Genomic DNA, 15,709 nt, shown 5'->3' with positions numbered 1-15,709 from the left:
CCGGTCGCATGCGGCATCCCGCAGTTCAGGCGCCGCACAGTAAGTTTTCCGCCAGGGTGGCGGTTTCGCCGAACGGGCGCCGTGCGGCATGAAACATTCCGCTACGCACGGCGTACATATTCGGTCACTCTGGCGGGCCGGCGCCTTCGGGAAACGGCGCGGGATTTCTTTGAATCACTTGACACACCCGCCGGAAAAGATGGCAGAGTCCTGATCGTCCCGGGGAAGGAGCGCTGCATGCCGGCAGTCGAGAAGAGTTATCTCAGGACAGGGGAACGGAATGCCCCGGTCCGCCTGCTCGCTTTTCATCACGGGGGCGGGTCCGCGCTGTCGTTCCTGCCGCTCGCCCGGAGTCTTCCGAAACTGTGCGAGACGTTCGTTTTTGAACTCACCGGGCGGACGGGCGACGCGGACGGGACACCGGCGGCCGATTACGCGGAGGCCTGTGCGCGATTCGCCGCCGACGTGGTGGAGATCGTGGACCGCCCCGTCGTCGTCATCGGCCACAGTCTGGGCGCGCTGTTCGCGCACAACGTCGCCGCTCTGCTCCCGGACGACCGGCGGCACCTGGTGCACACGGTGATCGTCTCGGCCTCGCGTTCGGCCGCGTCCACCGCCGAGACGGCGCCGATGCCGGACAAGCCGTTCGTCGTCCGCAGCCGCGCGTCACTCCTGGCGGACCTGCACGCTTTCGGCGGTGTGCAGCCGGAGCTGCTCGAGGACCCGGACTTCGTCGACGCGACCGTCACCCTGATGGGGTACGACCTGCACCTGGCGGACACCTACACGCTCCCCGGGCCCGGCCCGACGGACGTGCCGCACCAGGTCTGGTACGGCACGGACGACGCCACGCTGCCCGAGGAGGAGCGGCTGCGCTGGGACGAGAGCTGTGTCGTGCCGCCCGTCCACCGGGGTTTCCCCGGCGGCCACTTCTACCTCTACGAGCGGCCGGAGCCGGGGGCCGCGCTGGGCGAGCTCGTCACCGCGGCGGCGTCGACCGCGGCCGGCTCCTCGGCCTGAGCGGCAAGGCGGCCGGCGCCGGGCCCGTGCCGGCGCCGCCAGTACAGCGCCGCGCAGCCGGCGACCGCGAGCGGCAGTACCAGCAGCCATCCGCTGAACGCCATCACGACCAGCGTGAAGACGACGGCGGCGCAGGCGGCGTACCACAGGGGGGTGCCGCGCGGCAGCAGCCGCAGTGAGGCGGCCATCCCGGCGGCGGTGACGGCGGCCAGGAACGCCGAGGTGACCCGCATCAGCGGGTCCAGCGGAACGGCCAGCAGCGCGGCGACGAGCGTGAGGGCGCCGGTGAGCACCGCCTGCACGGTGAGGCTGCGGCGCGGGACCTGGCCCGCTCCCCCGCCCTTGGCCAGCAGACGGGGCAGCGCGCCGTCGCGGCCCAGCGCCGCTCCCAGCCGGGCGGCGCCCGCGAGGAAGGTGTTGACCGCGCCCAGGCTCAGGCAGATGGCCGCGGCCGCGGTCAGTCCGCGCGCACCGGCCCCGACGCCGCGCTCGAGCAGCAGCATCAGCGGGACGTCGGAGCTGCGCGCCTGCTCCCCGAGCGCGCCGATGGTGACGAAGGACAGGCCGAGGTAGAGGACGCCGACGATGGTCAGGGTGATCGCGGTGGCCCTCGGCAGATGCCGGCGGGGGTGCGCGAACTCCGCGGACAGGTGGCTGGCCGCCTCCCACCCGCTGAAGGCGTAGAACAGCACCAGGGCGGCCGAGCCGATCGACAGCCACCCCTCGGGCATGAACGGGGTGAAGTGAGCGGCCGTGACGTGCGGAACTGCGAAGACGGTGGCGCACGCGAGGAGCAGCACCAGCAGGCCTACGAGGACCAGCTGGAGCCGTCCGGACACCTGGAGTCCGGCGTAGTTGGCGGCGACGGCCACCGCGAGGATCACCGCGGCCGCCCCGTATCCGGCGCGGTGCGACAGGCCCAGCACCTCGGCGACGTAGTTGCCGCCCGCCATGGCGCCGGCCAGCACACCGGCCGGCACGGCCGCGTAGAACAGCCAGCCCACGCAGGCGGCGGCCCGGGGGCCGAAGGCGCGGGCGACGAAGTTGGCGACGCCGCCGCCGTCGGGGTAGCGCGCGCCGAGCGCGGCGAACGTCACCGCGACGGGGATGCTGAGCAGCAGCAGGACGGCCCAGGAGACCATCGAGGCGGGCCCCGCCGCGGCGGCCGCCAGCGCCGGCAGTGCCAGCACTCCCGGCCCCAGGACGGCGCCGATGTACAGAGCTGTTCCCTGCCCCAGTCCGAGGCGGCCCCCGTGCATGAACGTTCCCCTTCCGCGCCGACGATCACGGCACTGCCCGCCGGCGTTCGAGACACGGCAGGACGAGGTCCTGTCGTCGGGCAGGCGGGACTTCGACGACAGGGCCCGGGCCCCCGCTGATCATCCGTGGAAAGTCTAGGCAGCGGCCGTGGCCGCCCACACGGATGCCGTACGAATGTTCGGCACACCCGCGGAATCCGCGCTCGCGTGCGAACAAGATTCGGCCCCGTCCGTGCACCGCCGGTCATTTGACCGTCCCGTTTTCCCCCGGCCTCTCCGCCCCCTTGCGGCTTCCCGCCGCCTTCCGCCACCTCCCGCCGTCCACCGCCGTTTCCCGGCTGCCGACCGACGGAATTCGGCCACCTTTCCGAAGTGCGGCCGAACGGCACCCAAACCGGGCGATGTCAAACCAAAGCGGCGGCATGGAATCAATGCTTCCGACCTGTTCCGCCCGGACCGCGGCGGATGAGGTATTCCGAATTCTGAGACCGAGAAGTCGACGATGTTTCCGGCGATCCGGCGGGAGGTAAGGTCTCTCCAGCCTCCAAGGGCATGTACCGCGACCGCGCCGGGGACTGAGTGCGGTGCGCGGGTCCGCGCCTCGTGCGCAGAGCGTTTCCTCCGACTTCCCGGCCGAGGGCGGCGGCTGCGAGAGCCCCGTTCCCTCCGCGTGCCGTGCTCCGCTCCATTCCATCGTCCGGCCCCCGCGCACGGGGCCATCGAGTAGGGGAGGACAAGACAATGGCAGGAATCGACCGGCAGCCCGACATCGAGGGCCGCAGCAAGCGACTGTGGCTCAATGACGACGGAACCTGCGACATCGAACTCGTTCCGAGTCTGCGCAGCTACACCTACGACCGTGACGAGATGATCCCGCAGACCGCGCGGCTCCGGCTCGACTTCTACGAACTGGCCGCCGCCAGACTCGCCGAGAAGGGAGTGCGCACGGTTTTCCGGGAACGGCTCGGTGATATCTCCTACCGCGCTTCCTATGTCCCGGCCCCGCCCTTCGAAGTGATTGTGAAGAACCTTGCCACCGGGTCGACGACCCGTAAGTACCCCGGGCTCTTTCCGGAGGGCCACCGTTTCAACCCGCCGGTGGTGAAGTTCGACTACCGCATCGACCCCGAGGACCAGCCGATCGGCGAGGACTACCTGAGGGCGGCCGGCACCGACGTCGAGGCGTTCCGCGAGGTCGCCCTGGAGTGCAACGCCCTGCTGCGCTCCTGGCTGGCCCCGCTGGACCTGTGGGACTTCTGCCTGGTGATCGGCCTCGACGGCGAGGGCCGGCCGGTCATCAACTCCGAGATCTCCCCGGACTGCATGCGGCTGCGCGACGACGTCGGCAACCCCCTGGACAAGGACCTCTTCCGGCAGGGCGCCGACCCGGCGACGATCATCTCGACCTGGACCGACCTGGTCCGCCGGGTCCGGGGATGACGGCGGCCGGCGGCGGCCGCACGGTGCTGGTGACCGGCGCCAACCGGGGCACCGGCAGAGCGGTCGCCGAGGAACTCCGGGCGGCCGGCTGGCGGGTGTGGGGTCTGGGCCGGACACCGGCCGACCTGCCCGGGGTGGAGAACGTCCACTGCGACCTGCGCCGGCCGCGGGACGTCGGCCCGGCCGTCCGGCAGGCGGCCGACCGGGCCGGCGGTCTCGACGCCGTCGTCGCCAACGGCGTGGAGCGCGCCCTGGGCGACCTGGCCACGCTGCCCCTGGAGCGCTGGCAGGAGGCCGTCGACGTCAACCTCACCTCGGTGATCGCGCTGGTCCAGGCCGCGCTGCCGTATCTGCGCGCCCGCGGCGGCCGGATCGTCCTGATGGGTTCGCACGCGGGGACCCGGTTCTTCGAGGGCGGGGCCGCCTACTGCGCCACCAAGGCCGCGCTCAAGGCCATCACCGAGGTGCTGCTGCTGGAGGAGCGCGGCAACGGAGTGGGCACCACGCTCGTCAGCCCGGGCGCCATCGCGAACCTGCCCGGCGACACCTCACCGCTGAAGATGGCCACCTCCTCGGTGGCCGCCACGGTCCGGTGGGTGCTGGAGGCCCCCGCCGACACGGTCGTCGGTGAGGTCGAACTGCGCCCGGCCCGGCTGCCCGAGGAGGTACCCGTCACCGGCCTGGACCGTCTGCAGGCCGTATGAACCCGCAGGCCGCGCGAGAGCGGAGGCCGTCCGAACCGCAGGCCGTACGAACGCGGAGGAGACCATGAGCGAGCCCGGCACCACCACCCGCCCGTCCGTCGACTGGGACGCCGGCATCGGCGTCCTGACCATCCGGGCGGACGGCCTGACACCGCACGCCCAGCGGGCCACGGTCACCTTCCACTCCCGCGTCTGGATCTGGCTCGACGACCACGCGCAGCCCACCACCGTCGACCTCCTCGACGTCCCCGAGATCATGGCGCGGGTGGTGCCCCGGGCCCGGCGCGCCCACGACGGGGACCCGGGCGCCCGGGGCGTGATCCGCTGGCTGCTCGATCCCGACAGCGACTGGGTGTGGATGCCGCTGGGCGGCGGGCCCGACCGGAACCGGCTGGTCCGCGAGGGCCGGGTGGAGATCTGGCTCACCGGCGACCTGCCGCTGCGCGTCCGGCTGTGGGTCCCGGTCAGCGGAACGGCCGACCGCGGCGCGGGGGCACCGCGGTGAACGGCGTGGCCGGGGTACGGCTGGTCTGCACCGACCTGGACGGCACGCTGCTCGACGCGGCGGGGACCGTCGGCCCGGCCACCCGCGCCGCCCTGGCGGAAGCGGACCGCAGGGGCCTGCCCGTGGCCTACGTGACGGGCAGGCCCCTGCGGGACGCGCTCGGCGCGGTCCACGACCACGGGTTCCTCGGTCTCGTCGTGTGCAGCAACGGGGCGGTGACCGTCGAGGCGTCCACCGGCCGGGTGCTGGAGCGGCGCGGCTTCACCGCCGGGGACGCCGCGCGGCTGCTGGCGCGCCTACGGGCCCGGGTCCCCGGTGTGGTGCTGGGCGTGGACACCGTGCGGGGGCTCTGGCTGGAGCCGGGGTTCGCCGCGCTGGTGCCCGACTGCTGGACGCACACGGCGGTGCCGGACGCCGCCGCGGCCCTGTCGGCGGACGATCCGCCGGTCAAGATCCTCGCCGTGCACGCCGGGCTGCCGGCGGCACCGCTCGGGGACCTGCTCGTGCGGGCGGGCGACGCGGTGGAGGCCACCCGTTCGACACCGCACTTCGTGGAGATCTCGCCGCGCGGCGTCGACAAGGGCACCTCGCTGCGCCGGCTGGCCGCCCACTACGGCGTACCGGTCACGGCCACCGCGGCCGTCGGCGACATGCCCAACGACCTGCCGATGCTGCGGGCCGCGGGGCTCGCCGCGGCCGTCGCGAACGCCCACCCGGAGGTGCTGGCCGCCGCCGACGTCGTCCTGCCCGGCAACGAGGAGGAGGGCGTGGCGCGGCTCATCGAGGCCGTCTGCGCCGGCCTGCCCGCCCCGGCCGCCCGCCCGGCCCCGTGAGCGCGGGCCGGGCGGACGGCCGGGGTTTCAGCCGGACAGGCGCTTGCGCAGCGCCGCGATGTGGTCGGGCGTGCTGCCGCAGCAGCCGCCGACCAGGGACAGGCCGTACCGGGCGGTCCTGTCGGCCATGAGGTCCGCGAACTCCTCGGGCTCGTGCCGGACGGGGACGTACCGGTCCACCGGTGTCCAGTCCGCGATGCCCGAGCGGTCCTCCAGGTTGGGATAGGCCCCGAAGGGGACCGGGCAGTCGTGCGACCACCGGGCGAGCACCCGGTCGGTGTCCTCCAAGGTGGTGCAGTTGACGCAGACCAGGGCCGCGCCCGCCGCCGCGACCGCCCGCGCCGCGTCCGTCACCGACTCGCCGGACAGCAGGGCGCCGTCCGGACCGCAGACGAAACTCACCCACACGGGCAGTCCCTCGCGGACGCAGCCGTCGACGACGGCCACGGCCTCGCGCACGGTGTTCATGGTCTCCGCCAGCACCAGATCGACGCCCTCCGCGGCGAGCTGGCGCACCATCCAGGCGTGCTCCTCGCGCAGTTCGCCGTCGGGCGGCACCAGCGACGGCCGGTAGCAGTCCTCCACCGGGATCACCGACGCGGCGAGCACCGGGGAGCGCCCGTCGGGGTCCGGCCGGACCGAGCCGCGGGCCAGCGCCACGGCCCGGCGGACCAGGACCTCGGCCGCGTGCTCGTCGGCCCCGGCGCGCAGCAGGGTGCGCCGGTTGGTGCGGAAGGTGATCGCGGTGGCCAGGTCGGCGCCGGCGGCGGCGTACTGCCGGTGGATGTCGGCCAGTTGCCGCTGTCCCTCCAGGTCCAGCAGGGCGGCGCTGGTCCACCACGGCTCGGTGACGCTGATCCCGAGCCGTTGCAGTTCGGTCCCCTTGGCGCCGTCGACGAGCACCGGCGAGCCGGGGGACGGCCGGGCCGCCCCGGCCGCCGGGTTCACCGTGCCTCCCGCGCCCGCCGGATCACAGCGCCCGTTCCAGGTCCGCGGCGAGGTCCCGTACGTCCTCGATGCCGACCGCCAGCCGGACCAGGTTGTCGCCGATGCCCAGCCGCCTGCGGGTCTCCGCCGGGATGGGCCGGTGGGTCATCAGCGCCGGGCACTCGATCAGGGACCGCACGCCGCCGAGGCTGACGGCCACGGCGAACCGCTCGACCTTCTCCAGGAGTTCCTGCACGTCGCCCAGGTACTCGAAGGAGATGATCGACCCGAAGCCGTCCATCTGCCGTGCGGCGATGTCGTGCTGGGGGTGCGCGGCCAGCCCCGGGTAGTGCAGCGCGCCGGTCTTCGGCGAGCCGCTCAGCAGCTCCACCAGGTGCTCGGCCGACTCGTTCTGCCGCCGGACGCGCAGCGACATCGTCTTGACACCGCGGTGCAGCAGGTAGCAGTCCAGCGCCCCGGGCACGTTCCCGGCCGAGGTGCGGTACCGGAAGAACGAGGTGTGGAAGTCCTCCCTGTTGTAGACGAGGGCACCGCCGATGACGTCGGAGTGGCCGGAGATGAACTTGGTGGTGCTGTAGAGCGAGATGTCGGCGCCCAGCGCCAGCGGCCGCTGCACGACCGGGCTGGCGAAGGTGTTGTCGACCAGGACGGGCACGCCGGCGGCGTGGGCCCGTTCGCTGATGGCGCTCACGTCGGCGACCTTCAGCAGCGGGTTCGTCGGCGTCTCGACCCAGATCAGACCGGTGTCGTCGGTCAGGGCCGCGTCGAGGGCGTCGAGGTCGGTCAGATCGACGTACTCCACCGTGATCCCGTAGCGGGGCAGCAGGTCGAACAGCGAGAAGGTGCCGCCGTACACGTCGTCGGAGGAGATCAGCTTCTGGCCGGGCGAGAGCAGGCTGAGGGCGGTGGTGCCGGCCGCCTGGCCGGAGGAGAACGCCAGGGCGTACGAGGCGTCCTCCAGCGAGGCGAGGCAGCGCTCCAGTGCCTCCCGGGTCGGGTTCTCGCCGCGGCCGTAGAAGTAGCGCAGGTCCTGCTGGGCCCGCTGCTCGAAGGTGGAGGCCAGGTGGATGGGCGGCACGATGTCGCCGGTGCCGGGATGGGGTTCCTGGCCGACCTGGACCAGCTTGGTGTCGAATTCCATGAGGGGTCTCCTTGGAGGTCGAAACGGTCCGGCTCAGGCGGGCTTGACGGCCCGTACGCAGTGAGCGACGCAGGGGACCGCGAGGCCCCCGCCGTCCGTCTCGAAGTCCCTGGCCGCCGTGGCGACGGCCTGGACGGTCCGCTGGTCGCGCTCGTCGCCGAAGGTCTCCGCCAGCTTGGCCCGGAGCCAGCCCGGCAGCAGGTCCCAGGAGAAGTCCACGAACTCCTCCACGTCGCGCGGGGTGAAGACGATCCGGCATTCCTGGTGGCTGACGTCCTGGAAGCCCGCCTTGGTGAACCGCGCGCACAGCGCCTCGGCGTCCGCCATGCTGAACGGCCCGGGGGCGCCCGGCGGCGGGGCCGGCAGGCCGAGCCGGGCCGCGGTGATCCCGAAGGCCAGGCTGAGCATCGGGACCTGGGGCGGGGTGCCCCAGACGGCGGCCGTGAAGGTGCCGCCGGGGCTCAGCGCGCGGAAGGCGGTGTGCAGGACGCGGTCGGCGTCCGGGAGGAACATCAGGCTCCAGCGGCTGACCACCGCGTCGAACTCGCCCTCCTGAAGCTCCAGTTCCTCGGCGTCCTGCCGGAGGAACCGGACGTTGGTGAGCTCCTGCTCGACCGCCCGGCGCCGGGCCACGGCCAGCATGCCCTCGGCCTGGTCCACACCGACCACCCGTCCCTCGGGCACCCGCGCGGCGGCGGCGAGGGCCGGCTGGCCGGTGCCGCTGCCGATGTCCAGTACCGAGCCGCCGGGCCGCAGCCGCGACCCTTCGAGGAGGATGCGGGTCACCGGGTCGGCGCCCCGCTCGAAGAGCTCGTACCACCTGTCCCAGCCGGAGCTGAGTTCGTGCCAGTTGCGTTCCTGCTGCGCCTTGAAGGCAGACGCGGCGTTCTGGTTGTCCGTCAAGGGGTGGACCGTCCTTTCGCGTGCCGCGCCGTTCAGAGGTCGAGGAAGCGCTCGTCGGGGTGTTCGTTGGTCCAGAAGCCCTTCTCGGCGGTGGCGACCGTCTCGACGAGCCGGTCCACCTCCTCGGTCGTGCTGTAGACCGCGAACGAGGCCCGCACGGTGCCGACCACGCCGAGGCTGTCGACGAAGGGCATGGCGCAGTGCACCCCGGTGCGCACCATGATCCCGTGGGCGCTCAGGTGGTTGCCCACGTCGTAGGGGTGCAGGCCGTCGACGCCGAACGAGACCAGACCGCCGGAGGGCTGCTGGGCCCCGAACACGCGGACGCCGTCCAGGGCGCGCAGCCCGGCGGCGGCGCGTGCGGTCAGCTCCGTGTCGTGCTCCCGGACCCGGTCCAGGCCCAGGGCGGAGAGGTAGTCGACCGCCGCGGCGAGCCCGACCGCCCCGGCGATGTTCGGCGTGCCGCCCTCGAAGAGGGTGGGCGCCTTGGCGACGGCGAGCGGCCCCGCGACGGTGACCTGCTTGACCATGCCGCCGCCGACCAGCAGCGCGTCCATGCGCTCCAGCAGCTCGGCCCGCCCGTAGAGCACGCCGATGCCCATGGGCGCGTACATCTTGTGGCCGGAGAAGCAGTAGAAGTCGGCCCCCAGCGCCTGCACGTCGACCGGCCGGTGGGCGACCGCCTGGGCGCCGTCGACCAGCAGCGGGATGCCGCGGGACCGGGTCGCCGCGGCGATCTCCTCGACGGGGTTGACCGTGCCCTGCACGTTGGACACGTGCGCCACCGCGGCGAACCGGGTGCGGTCGGTGAGGTGCTCGACGAACGCCTCGGCGGAGAGCTCTCCGTCGGCGTCGGTGGGGACCACGCGCAGCACGGCGCCCTTGCGCTCGCACAGGCGGCGCCAGGGCAGGAGGTTGGAGTGGTGCTCCATGCCGCTGACGACGATCTCGTCGCCGGCGCCCACGACCTGGGCGGCGTAGCCCTCGGCCACCAGGTTCACCGACTCCGTGGTGCCCTTGGTGAACGCGATCTCCGCCGCGTCGGCCGCGTTCACGAAGGCGCGCACGGTCTCGCGCGCGGCCTCGTAGGCGTCCGTCGCCCGCGTGCTCATCGCGTGCACGCTGCGCCCGACGTTGGCGTTCGACTCGGAGTAGTAGCGCACGACGGCGTCGAGGACCTGGCGCGGCTTCTGGGTGGTGGCGGCGTTGTCGAGGTAGGCCAGGGGGTGGCCGTCCACCTGCTGGTTCAGGATGGGGAAGTGTTCCCGGACGTCGGAAGTCATCTGCTCACCTGCTTGAAGAGAGAACGGAAGGCGGACAGCAGCTCGTCCGGCATCGGGACGGTCTTCTGCGGGGAGTACGGCCGCTCGGACGGCGGTACCCAGTCGCGGTCGGAGGGGCCGGGCACGGTCCCGTCGGGCCGGCGCAGATGCGGGCCGAAGTAGAACCAGCAGATCTGCCCGACGGTCTCCGACAGCAGTACGGGATGGCAGGCGGGGCGGTACATCTTCATGTGGTCCCAGGCCGCCATGAACTCGCCGCGCGCGGTGAAGCGATTCCCGCGCGCAGCGTGACCGAACGCGTCGTGAACGGCGCGGAAAAGGTCGTTGAAGAGAAGCCGGATCCCTCGGGAAGAAACCGGCGAGGGTTCGAGCATGGGGTGGTCCTCAGGACGCTGGGCATCCTGTGTCCCGTTCACCTGCCCGTTCTGCCCGTGTCCGTTCGCCGTGAGGAACACATAGAGTTTCCGGTCGGCGTGCAATTGGTCGGACAGGGTGGCGGAGGAAGTGTAGGGCTGTCCCTCGGAGAGCCACGGTTCGATGGTGACGCCGTTTTCCCGTAACACCTCGAACTGGTCGAGTGTGTCTTCCTTCAGCATTTGGTACTGAAGGGCCTCCTCCTTCGTCCCGGAGGTGAGCGGGGCCTGGTCGTACCAATTGGCTATCGACCGGCAGACCACACCGTCCATATGGAGGGAGGCATTCCAGTTCGGGTCTTTGTCGAGCGACCGGGAAACGACGTAGTGGCGGGAGAGCCGCTGCAGGTCGAGCTTCATGCAAGCCCTCCCGCGCTTCCCCGCCCTCGCCTGCCGGACCTGGGCACTCGCCGTTTTCTGGAAGACGGCGGTCGGTCGGCTGCGAGGCGAACGGGAAGACACGGGAGGGAATCGGACGTTGCCGAGGACGGCGGGCACCGGCCCGCCGGCGGTGCGCTTAACAGAACGCCGGGCGTCGTGCACGAGTTTCTACGACATCGAGTCGTTTCTATGGGCGACACTGTGGTTCCCCCTTTCAGCGTCTCGAACGTATCCCCGCACCCTCGCTCCGGACAAGGCGTCTCGCCGTCCACCATCCGAGACCATTCCGGGATGATGGCCGAAAATCCCCGGCTGACATCCGGACAGCGGTTCGCGTCGCAGGCCACACGCCGATCGTGGATTGTCCGAAAGCAGATGTCCCTTACATCGTCGCCCGGATGTCATTGTGGATCGTTCGGCTAAGCTCGCCGAGCCCGGACCGTATCCCCCTTGTCGAAAGGCTGTGTTCCAGCATGTCCGAAGCCGGAGCGCTCGATCGGGAGAGCACTGGAAGCCAGGTCGCGGCGCAGAGAAATCGGCCCGGTGCGCTCGTACTGCTCTGCGGTGTGCAGCTGATGCTGCTGCTGGACTTCTCGATCGTGAATGTGGCGCTGCCCAGCATGGAGTCCTCCGTCGGACTCGGTGCCGTGGGGACCCAGTGGGTGGTCGGCGCCTACGCCCTCGGCTTCGGCAGTCTGCTGCTGCTCGGCGGCCGGCTGTCGGACCTGCTCGGCAGGCGTCTGATGCTCGTCGTGGGCGTGGCGGCGTTCGGCGCGGCCTCCCTGGTCGGGGGGCTGGCCACGGCCCCGGAACCGCTCATCGCCATGCGGGCCGTGCAGGGCGTCGGCGCCGCGCTGATCGCGCCGGCCGCGCTCTCCCTGATCACCACCGGCTTCCCCGACGAGGGCGAGCGCAACCGGGCCCTGGGCTGGTTCAGCGCCGCGTCCGCCAGCGGCTTCGCCATCGGTGTGCTGCTCGGTGGTGTCCTGACCGAAGTCGCGGGCTGGCGTGCGGTGTTCTTCGTGAACGTGCCGCTGACGGCCGCCGCTCTCCTCGCGGCGTTCAAGGTGCTGCCCGGGGCCGGTGGCGCGCCGGGCGGGCGCACCTACGACCTGCCGGGCGTCCTGCTGTCCGCCGCGGGCTTCGTGGCCCTGATCAACGGACTGAGCCGGGTGCCCGACGACGGCACCCACGCGGCGATCAGCTGCTCGGTGGGCGTCGTCCTGCTCGTCGTCTTCGTGGTGGTGGAGGCCCGGTCGGCCGCCCCGCTGGTACCGCTCGGCATCTTCCGCAGCCGCTCCCTGACCGTCGCCAACGTCGCCAGCTTCCTGATCCCCGGCGTCATGGGCACCACGGCCCTCCAGCTGTCGCTCTTCCTCCAGCAGGTCCAGGGCCGCTCGGCCCTGGAGACGGGTTTCGCCTTCCTGCCGCTCGGCCTGTCCGTCGTCGTGGCCGGGCCCCTGTCCGCCCTGTCGGCCGGCCGGTTCGGACCGAAGGGCGTGTGCGTCGTCGGCGGCGCCCTGGTGACCGGCGGGGTGTTCCTGCTCTCCCGGATCGAGGCGGACAGCGGGTACGCGAGCGACGTGCTGCCCGGCACGGTCCTCATGGGGATGGGCTTCGCCGCCTTCTTCTCCACCGCCATGATGGCGGCCACCACCGGGGTGCCGGAGAGGCTCCAGGGTCTCGCCGGCGGACTGCTCAACACCTTCCAGCAGGTCGGTACGGCCGCCTTCGTCGCCATCCTGGTGAGCCTGGCGACCGCCCGCACCGAGTCGCTCGGGGCTCCCACCCCCGATCACCAGGCCGCCGGATTCCAGACGGCCTTCACCGCGGGCGCCGTCGTCGCCCTGGTCACCACGCTGCTGGTGGCCGTCGCCCTGCCCGGGCACCGGGCCGTGGCGCGTACCGAAGCCACGGCCTGACACCGATCCCGGCCCGACCCCGACCGCCCGCACGGGCGGTCGACGGCCATGGCCGATAACCACCCTGCCTACCGGAGAGCGAGGCTAGCCTCCCGCCATGTCTGATCTGCCCCAGCACGATGTCAAGGAAAAGTCTCTGAGCGCGCAGGGCGTGCGCCGGATCGAGTGGGCCGAGCGCAACATGCCCGTGTTGCGCCAGGTACGAGAACGCTTCGCCAAGGAAAAGCCCTTCGAAGGCGTCCGGTTCGCGGCGTGTATGCACATGACCACGGAGACGGCCGTCCTGCTGCGCACGCTGAAGGCCGGCGGCGCGGAGATCGCGGCCTGCGCCAGCAACCCGCTGTCCACGCAGGACGACACGGTCGCGGCGCTCGTGGTCGAGTACGGCATCTCCGTCTTCGCCGTCAACGGCATCGACCGGGACGGGTACTACCGGCACATCAACTCCGCGCTGGACGTCGACCCCGACTTCGTCTTCGACGACGGCTGCGACCTGGTCAACACGGTCCACACCGCCCGCACCGAGCTGCTCGACAGCATCAAGGGCGGCTGCGAGGAGACCACCACCGGCGTCGTCCGGCTGCGCCAGATGGCCGATTCCGGTGCCCTGAAGTTCCCGATGGTGGCGGTCAACGACACCGACACCAAGCACATGTTCGACAACCGGTACGGCACCGGCCAGTCGTCGCTGGACGCGATCATGCGGGCCACGAACCTGCTGTTCGCCGGGCAGACGGTCGTCGTCGCCGGTTTCGGTTACTGCGGCCAGGGCGTCGCCCAGCGCGCGGCGGGCCTGGGCGCCCAGGTCGTGGTGACCGAGGTCGACCCGACCAAGGCGCTGGACGCGCTGATGCAGGGCTACCGGGTGCTGCCGATGGCGGAGGCGGCCCGGATCGGCGATGTCTTCGTCACCGTCACCAGCAACCGGGGAGTGCTGCGCAAGGAGCACTTCGAGGTGATGAAGGACGGCGCGATCCTGTCCAACGCCGGCCACTTCGACGTCGAGGTGGACGTCGCGGCGCTGGAGGCCATGGCGGTCGAGAAGCGTTCCCGCATCCGGCACCAGACGGACGAGTACGTGCTCGCCGACGGCCGCAGCCTGCTGCTGGTCGCCGAGGGCCGGCTGGTCAACCTCGGCGCCGCCGAGGGCCACCCCGCCTCGGTGATGGACATGTCCTTCGCGGACCAGGCGCTGACGGCCGAGTGGCTGACGGCGAACCACGCCTCCCTGGCCCCGCAGGTCCACGAGGTGCCCACCGAGATCGACAAGTCCGTCGCCCGGCTCAAGCTGGACAGCATGGGCGTGACGATCGACTCGTTCACCGAGGACCAGAACGAATACATGAATTCCTGGGAGTACGGTTCCTGATCGTTTCCCGTCCGGTCGGATCCGGAACGGCCACGGGCCGGCAGGCGAACTCCGCCTGCCGGTCCGTTCGTTGCCCCAGCCATGTAAATCGGAACCGTTCTGGCGTGCGGCGTCTCAGGTGCCGAGATCCCCGTTGCGCGGGCAATAACAGGTCAGTAACCTCGTTGTTACGCGTTCAAACGGGGGTTTGCTGTGCGCATTCGGGGGTCCGCAGTTCTGCCTGCTTCGGGGGCGCAGCGCGCATTGGCCCTTGCCACACTGGCCAGTTCCACCGGGAAAGGGATATTCCTCACCGCCGGTGTCCTCTATTTCATCCGCGTGGTCCGCTTACCGGCCATGGAGATCGGGGTCGCCTTCAGCATCGCGGGGTTCGTGTCCCTGTTCCTCGGCGTCCCGGCAGGCCACGTCGCCGACCGGCGCGGGCCGAGAGCCGTCCTCATGGCCAGCCTCCTGGTGAGCGCCACCGCCACCGGCGCGTTCCTGCTCGTCCACGACTACTGGTCCGTGCTGCTCGTCGTCGTCCTCGCGACCGTCGCCCAGGCCACGCTCCTGGTGGCCCGCGGCCCCATCATCAACGACATCGCCGACGGCCGCCCGCAGGAACTGCGCGCGTACATCAGGTCCGTCACCAACGTGGGCATCGCCGTCGGGGCGATGGCGGCCGGCTGGGCCGCGCAGGCGGACACCGCGCAGGCGTACCACCGGCTGATCCTGCTGAACTGCGCCTGCTTCCTGGTGGCGATGCTGCCGGCCTTCCGGATCCCGCGCACGGAGACCGTCGAGGCGCCCGAGCAGAGCCGCGGCCGGTGGGCCGCCCTGCGCGACCGGCCCTATCTCGCGCTGTCGCTGCTGGACGGAGTCCTCTCCATCCAGTACCGCGTGCTCACCGTCGCCCTGCCGCTGTGGGTGGTGAGCGCCACCTCCGCGCCGCGCTGGACGGTCTCGGCGGCCGTCGTGGTGAACACGGCCATGATCATCCTGTTGCAGGTCGCCGTCGGCCGCCGGGTCGACACGCCCCGCCGTGCCGCACTGGCGCTGCGCCGGTCGGGGTGGGCCTTCTGCGCGGCGTGCGCCGCCGTCGCGTGGGCGGCGGGATCCCCGGCCTGGGCCGCCGTGGCCCTGCTGGGAGCCGCGGTCGTCGTCCACAGCGTGGGCGAACTGTGGCAGGCGGCCGGAGGCTTCGAGGTGTCCAACGTGCTCGCGCCCCGGCACGCCATCGGCCAGTACCTGGGCGTCTTCGGCATCGGCATGGGACTGGCCGAGTCGTTCGGCCCGGCGCTGCTGACCTGGCTCTGTATCGGCTGGGGGAAACCGGGCTGGCACGTGATGGGCGCCCTGTTCCTCGCGGCGGGCCTCGCCGCCCCGGCGGTCGTGCGCTGGGCGGAGTCGACCCGGGCACGGTACGCGCCGGGCGCCGACCTGTCGGCGGGCAAGCCCGCCGCTCTCTCCTCCGAAGCCGTCTGAACGTCCGCGGCCGCCCGGCCGCCCGCGGCCGCCCGACTGTTCGGAGCCGTACGACCGCACATCCGAGACCGTACGACCGCACATACGAACCCGTACGACCGCACGTCCCGAACCCGTACGACCG

Annotated in this window: 14 protein-coding genes; 8 read left to right on the top strand and 6 right to left on the bottom strand. The window is 71.8% G+C overall.

Annotation, left to right across the window (positions count from 1 at the left end; all coding sequences use genetic code 11):
- Positions 1–237: 237 nt before the first annotated feature.
- A complete protein-coding gene (locus tag ACFV9M_RS10740; protein ID WP_385078056.1) occupies positions 238–1,020 on the top strand; it encodes a thioesterase II family protein in 783 nt (260 codons plus the stop codon).
- On the opposite strand, the gene ACFV9M_RS10735 is transcribed toward ACFV9M_RS10740, so the two are convergent.
- Entirely contained in the window at positions 939–2,279 is a 1,341-nt protein-coding gene (locus tag ACFV9M_RS10735; RefSeq protein WP_385078059.1) for an APC family permease, read from the bottom strand. The two genes, ACFV9M_RS10740 and ACFV9M_RS10735, sit on opposite strands and share 82 nt — an antisense overlap.
- A gap of 741 nt (positions 2,280–3,020) precedes the next feature.
- On the opposite strand from ACFV9M_RS10735, the gene ACFV9M_RS10730 reads away from it, so the two are divergent.
- From ACFV9M_RS10730 to ACFV9M_RS10715, 4 genes are all read left to right on the top strand, one after another.
- Entirely contained in the window at positions 3,021–3,719 is a 699-nt protein-coding gene (locus tag ACFV9M_RS10730) for a phosphoribosylaminoimidazolesuccinocarboxamide synthase (protein ID WP_385078062.1), read from the top strand.
- Positions 3,716–4,423: an SDR family oxidoreductase gene (locus ACFV9M_RS10725; protein WP_385078064.1), complete on the top strand. Its 708-nt coding sequence runs from the start codon at positions 3,716–3,718 to the stop codon at positions 4,421–4,423. The genes ACFV9M_RS10730 and ACFV9M_RS10725 overlap by 4 nt, the downstream gene beginning before the upstream one ends.
- A 64-nt stretch (positions 4,424–4,487) precedes the next feature.
- Positions 4,488–4,928: a hypothetical protein gene (locus ACFV9M_RS10720; RefSeq protein WP_385078066.1), complete on the top strand. Its 441-nt coding sequence runs from the start codon at positions 4,488–4,490 to the stop codon at positions 4,926–4,928.
- A 5-nt stretch (positions 4,929–4,933) separates the two neighbouring features.
- Positions 4,934–5,761, top strand: a complete 828-nt coding sequence (locus ACFV9M_RS10715) for an HAD family hydrolase (protein WP_385078069.1) — start codon at positions 4,934–4,936, stop codon at positions 5,759–5,761.
- Positions 5,762–5,788: 27 nt separating this feature from the next.
- Here ACFV9M_RS10715 and ACFV9M_RS10710 read toward each other — a convergent pair whose 3' ends face one another.
- Genes ACFV9M_RS10710 through ACFV9M_RS10690 form a run of 5 tightly spaced genes read right to left on the bottom strand, consistent with a single transcriptional unit; the run spans position 5,789 to position 10,809 of the window.
- A complete protein-coding gene (locus tag ACFV9M_RS10710; RefSeq protein WP_385071354.1) occupies positions 5,789–6,709 on the bottom strand; it encodes a homocysteine S-methyltransferase family protein in 921 nt (306 codons plus the stop codon).
- A gap of 22 nt (positions 6,710–6,731) precedes the next feature.
- The gene (locus tag ACFV9M_RS10705; RefSeq protein ID WP_385071351.1) at positions 6,732–7,850 is read right to left on the bottom strand and encodes a trans-sulfuration enzyme family protein; all 1,119 of its coding nucleotides are present in this window, start codon (positions 7,848–7,850) and stop codon (positions 6,732–6,734) included.
- 33 nt (positions 7,851–7,883) lie between these two features.
- A complete protein-coding gene (locus ACFV9M_RS10700) occupies positions 7,884–8,753 on the bottom strand; it encodes a class I SAM-dependent methyltransferase (protein ID WP_385071348.1) in 870 nt (289 codons plus the stop codon).
- A gap of 32 nt (positions 8,754–8,785) precedes the next feature.
- A complete protein-coding gene (locus tag ACFV9M_RS10695) occupies positions 8,786–10,036 on the bottom strand; it encodes an aminotransferase class V-fold PLP-dependent enzyme (RefSeq protein ID WP_385071345.1) in 1,251 nt (416 codons plus the stop codon).
- Positions 10,033–10,809 carry a hypothetical protein gene (locus tag ACFV9M_RS10690; RefSeq protein ID WP_385071342.1) on the bottom strand — a complete coding sequence of 259 codons (777 nt, stop codon included), beginning with the start codon at positions 10,807–10,809 and terminating at the stop codon, positions 10,033–10,035. Before ACFV9M_RS10690 ends, ACFV9M_RS10695 begins: the two co-directional genes overlap by 4 nt.
- 494 nt (positions 10,810–11,303) lie before the next feature.
- Between ACFV9M_RS10690 and ACFV9M_RS10685 the strand changes: the two genes are divergently transcribed.
- The 3 genes from ACFV9M_RS10685 to ACFV9M_RS10675 all read left to right on the top strand — a co-directional run bounded on the left by ACFV9M_RS10685 (position 11,304) and on the right by ACFV9M_RS10675 (position 15,585).
- The gene (locus tag ACFV9M_RS10685; protein WP_385071339.1) at positions 11,304–12,752 is read left to right on the top strand and encodes an MFS transporter; all 1,449 of its coding nucleotides are present in this window, start codon (positions 11,304–11,306) and stop codon (positions 12,750–12,752) included.
- Positions 12,753–12,849: 97 nt separating this feature from the next.
- Positions 12,850–14,121: an adenosylhomocysteinase gene (ahcY, locus tag ACFV9M_RS10680; RefSeq protein WP_385071336.1), complete on the top strand. Its 1,272-nt coding sequence runs from the start codon at positions 12,850–12,852 to the stop codon at positions 14,119–14,121.
- 192 nt (positions 14,122–14,313) lie between these two features.
- Positions 14,314–15,585, top strand: coding sequence for an MFS transporter (locus ACFV9M_RS10675; RefSeq protein WP_385071333.1), 1,272 nt, complete (start codon positions 14,314–14,316; stop codon positions 15,583–15,585).
- Positions 15,586–15,709 lie beyond the last annotated feature (124 nt).

The organism is Streptomyces sp. NPDC059895 (assembly GCF_042731035.1).
GTDB lineage: Bacteria > Actinomycetota > Actinomycetes > Streptomycetales > Streptomycetaceae > Streptomyces.
Note: the sequence above shows the minus strand (reverse complement) of the source record. Positions and strands in the feature narration are given on the sequence as shown.

Excerpts from the sequence above, each read along its gene's own strand:
- ACFV9M_RS10740 (WP_385078056.1), top strand. The coding sequence starts at position 238 with ATGCCGGCAGTCGAGAAGAGTTATCTCAGGACAGGGGAACGGAATGCC.
- ACFV9M_RS10685 (WP_385071339.1), top strand. The coding sequence starts at position 11,304 with ATGTCCGAAGCCGGAGCGCTCGATCGGGAGAGCACTGGAAGCCAGGTC.
- ACFV9M_RS10735 (WP_385078059.1), bottom strand. The coding sequence starts at position 2,279 with ATGCACGGGGGCCGCCTCGGACTGGGGCAGGGAACAGCTCTGTACATC.
- ACFV9M_RS10690 (WP_385071342.1), bottom strand. The coding sequence starts at position 10,809 with ATGAAGCTCGACCTGCAGCGGCTCTCCCGCCACTACGTCGTTTCCCGG.
- ACFV9M_RS10705 (WP_385071351.1), bottom strand. The coding sequence starts at position 7,850 with ATGGAATTCGACACCAAGCTGGTCCAGGTCGGCCAGGAACCCCATCCC.
- ahcY (WP_385071336.1), top strand. The coding sequence starts at position 12,850 with ATGTCTGATCTGCCCCAGCACGATGTCAAGGAAAAGTCTCTGAGCGCG.
- ACFV9M_RS10695 (WP_385071345.1), bottom strand. The coding sequence starts at position 10,036 with ATGACTTCCGACGTCCGGGAACACTTCCCCATCCTGAACCAGCAGGTG.
- ACFV9M_RS10720 (WP_385078066.1), top strand. The coding sequence starts at position 4,488 with ATGAGCGAGCCCGGCACCACCACCCGCCCGTCCGTCGACTGGGACGCC.
- ACFV9M_RS10725 (WP_385078064.1), top strand. The coding sequence starts at position 3,716 with ATGACGGCGGCCGGCGGCGGCCGCACGGTGCTGGTGACCGGCGCCAAC.
- ACFV9M_RS10730 (WP_385078062.1), top strand. The coding sequence starts at position 3,021 with ATGGCAGGAATCGACCGGCAGCCCGACATCGAGGGCCGCAGCAAGCGA.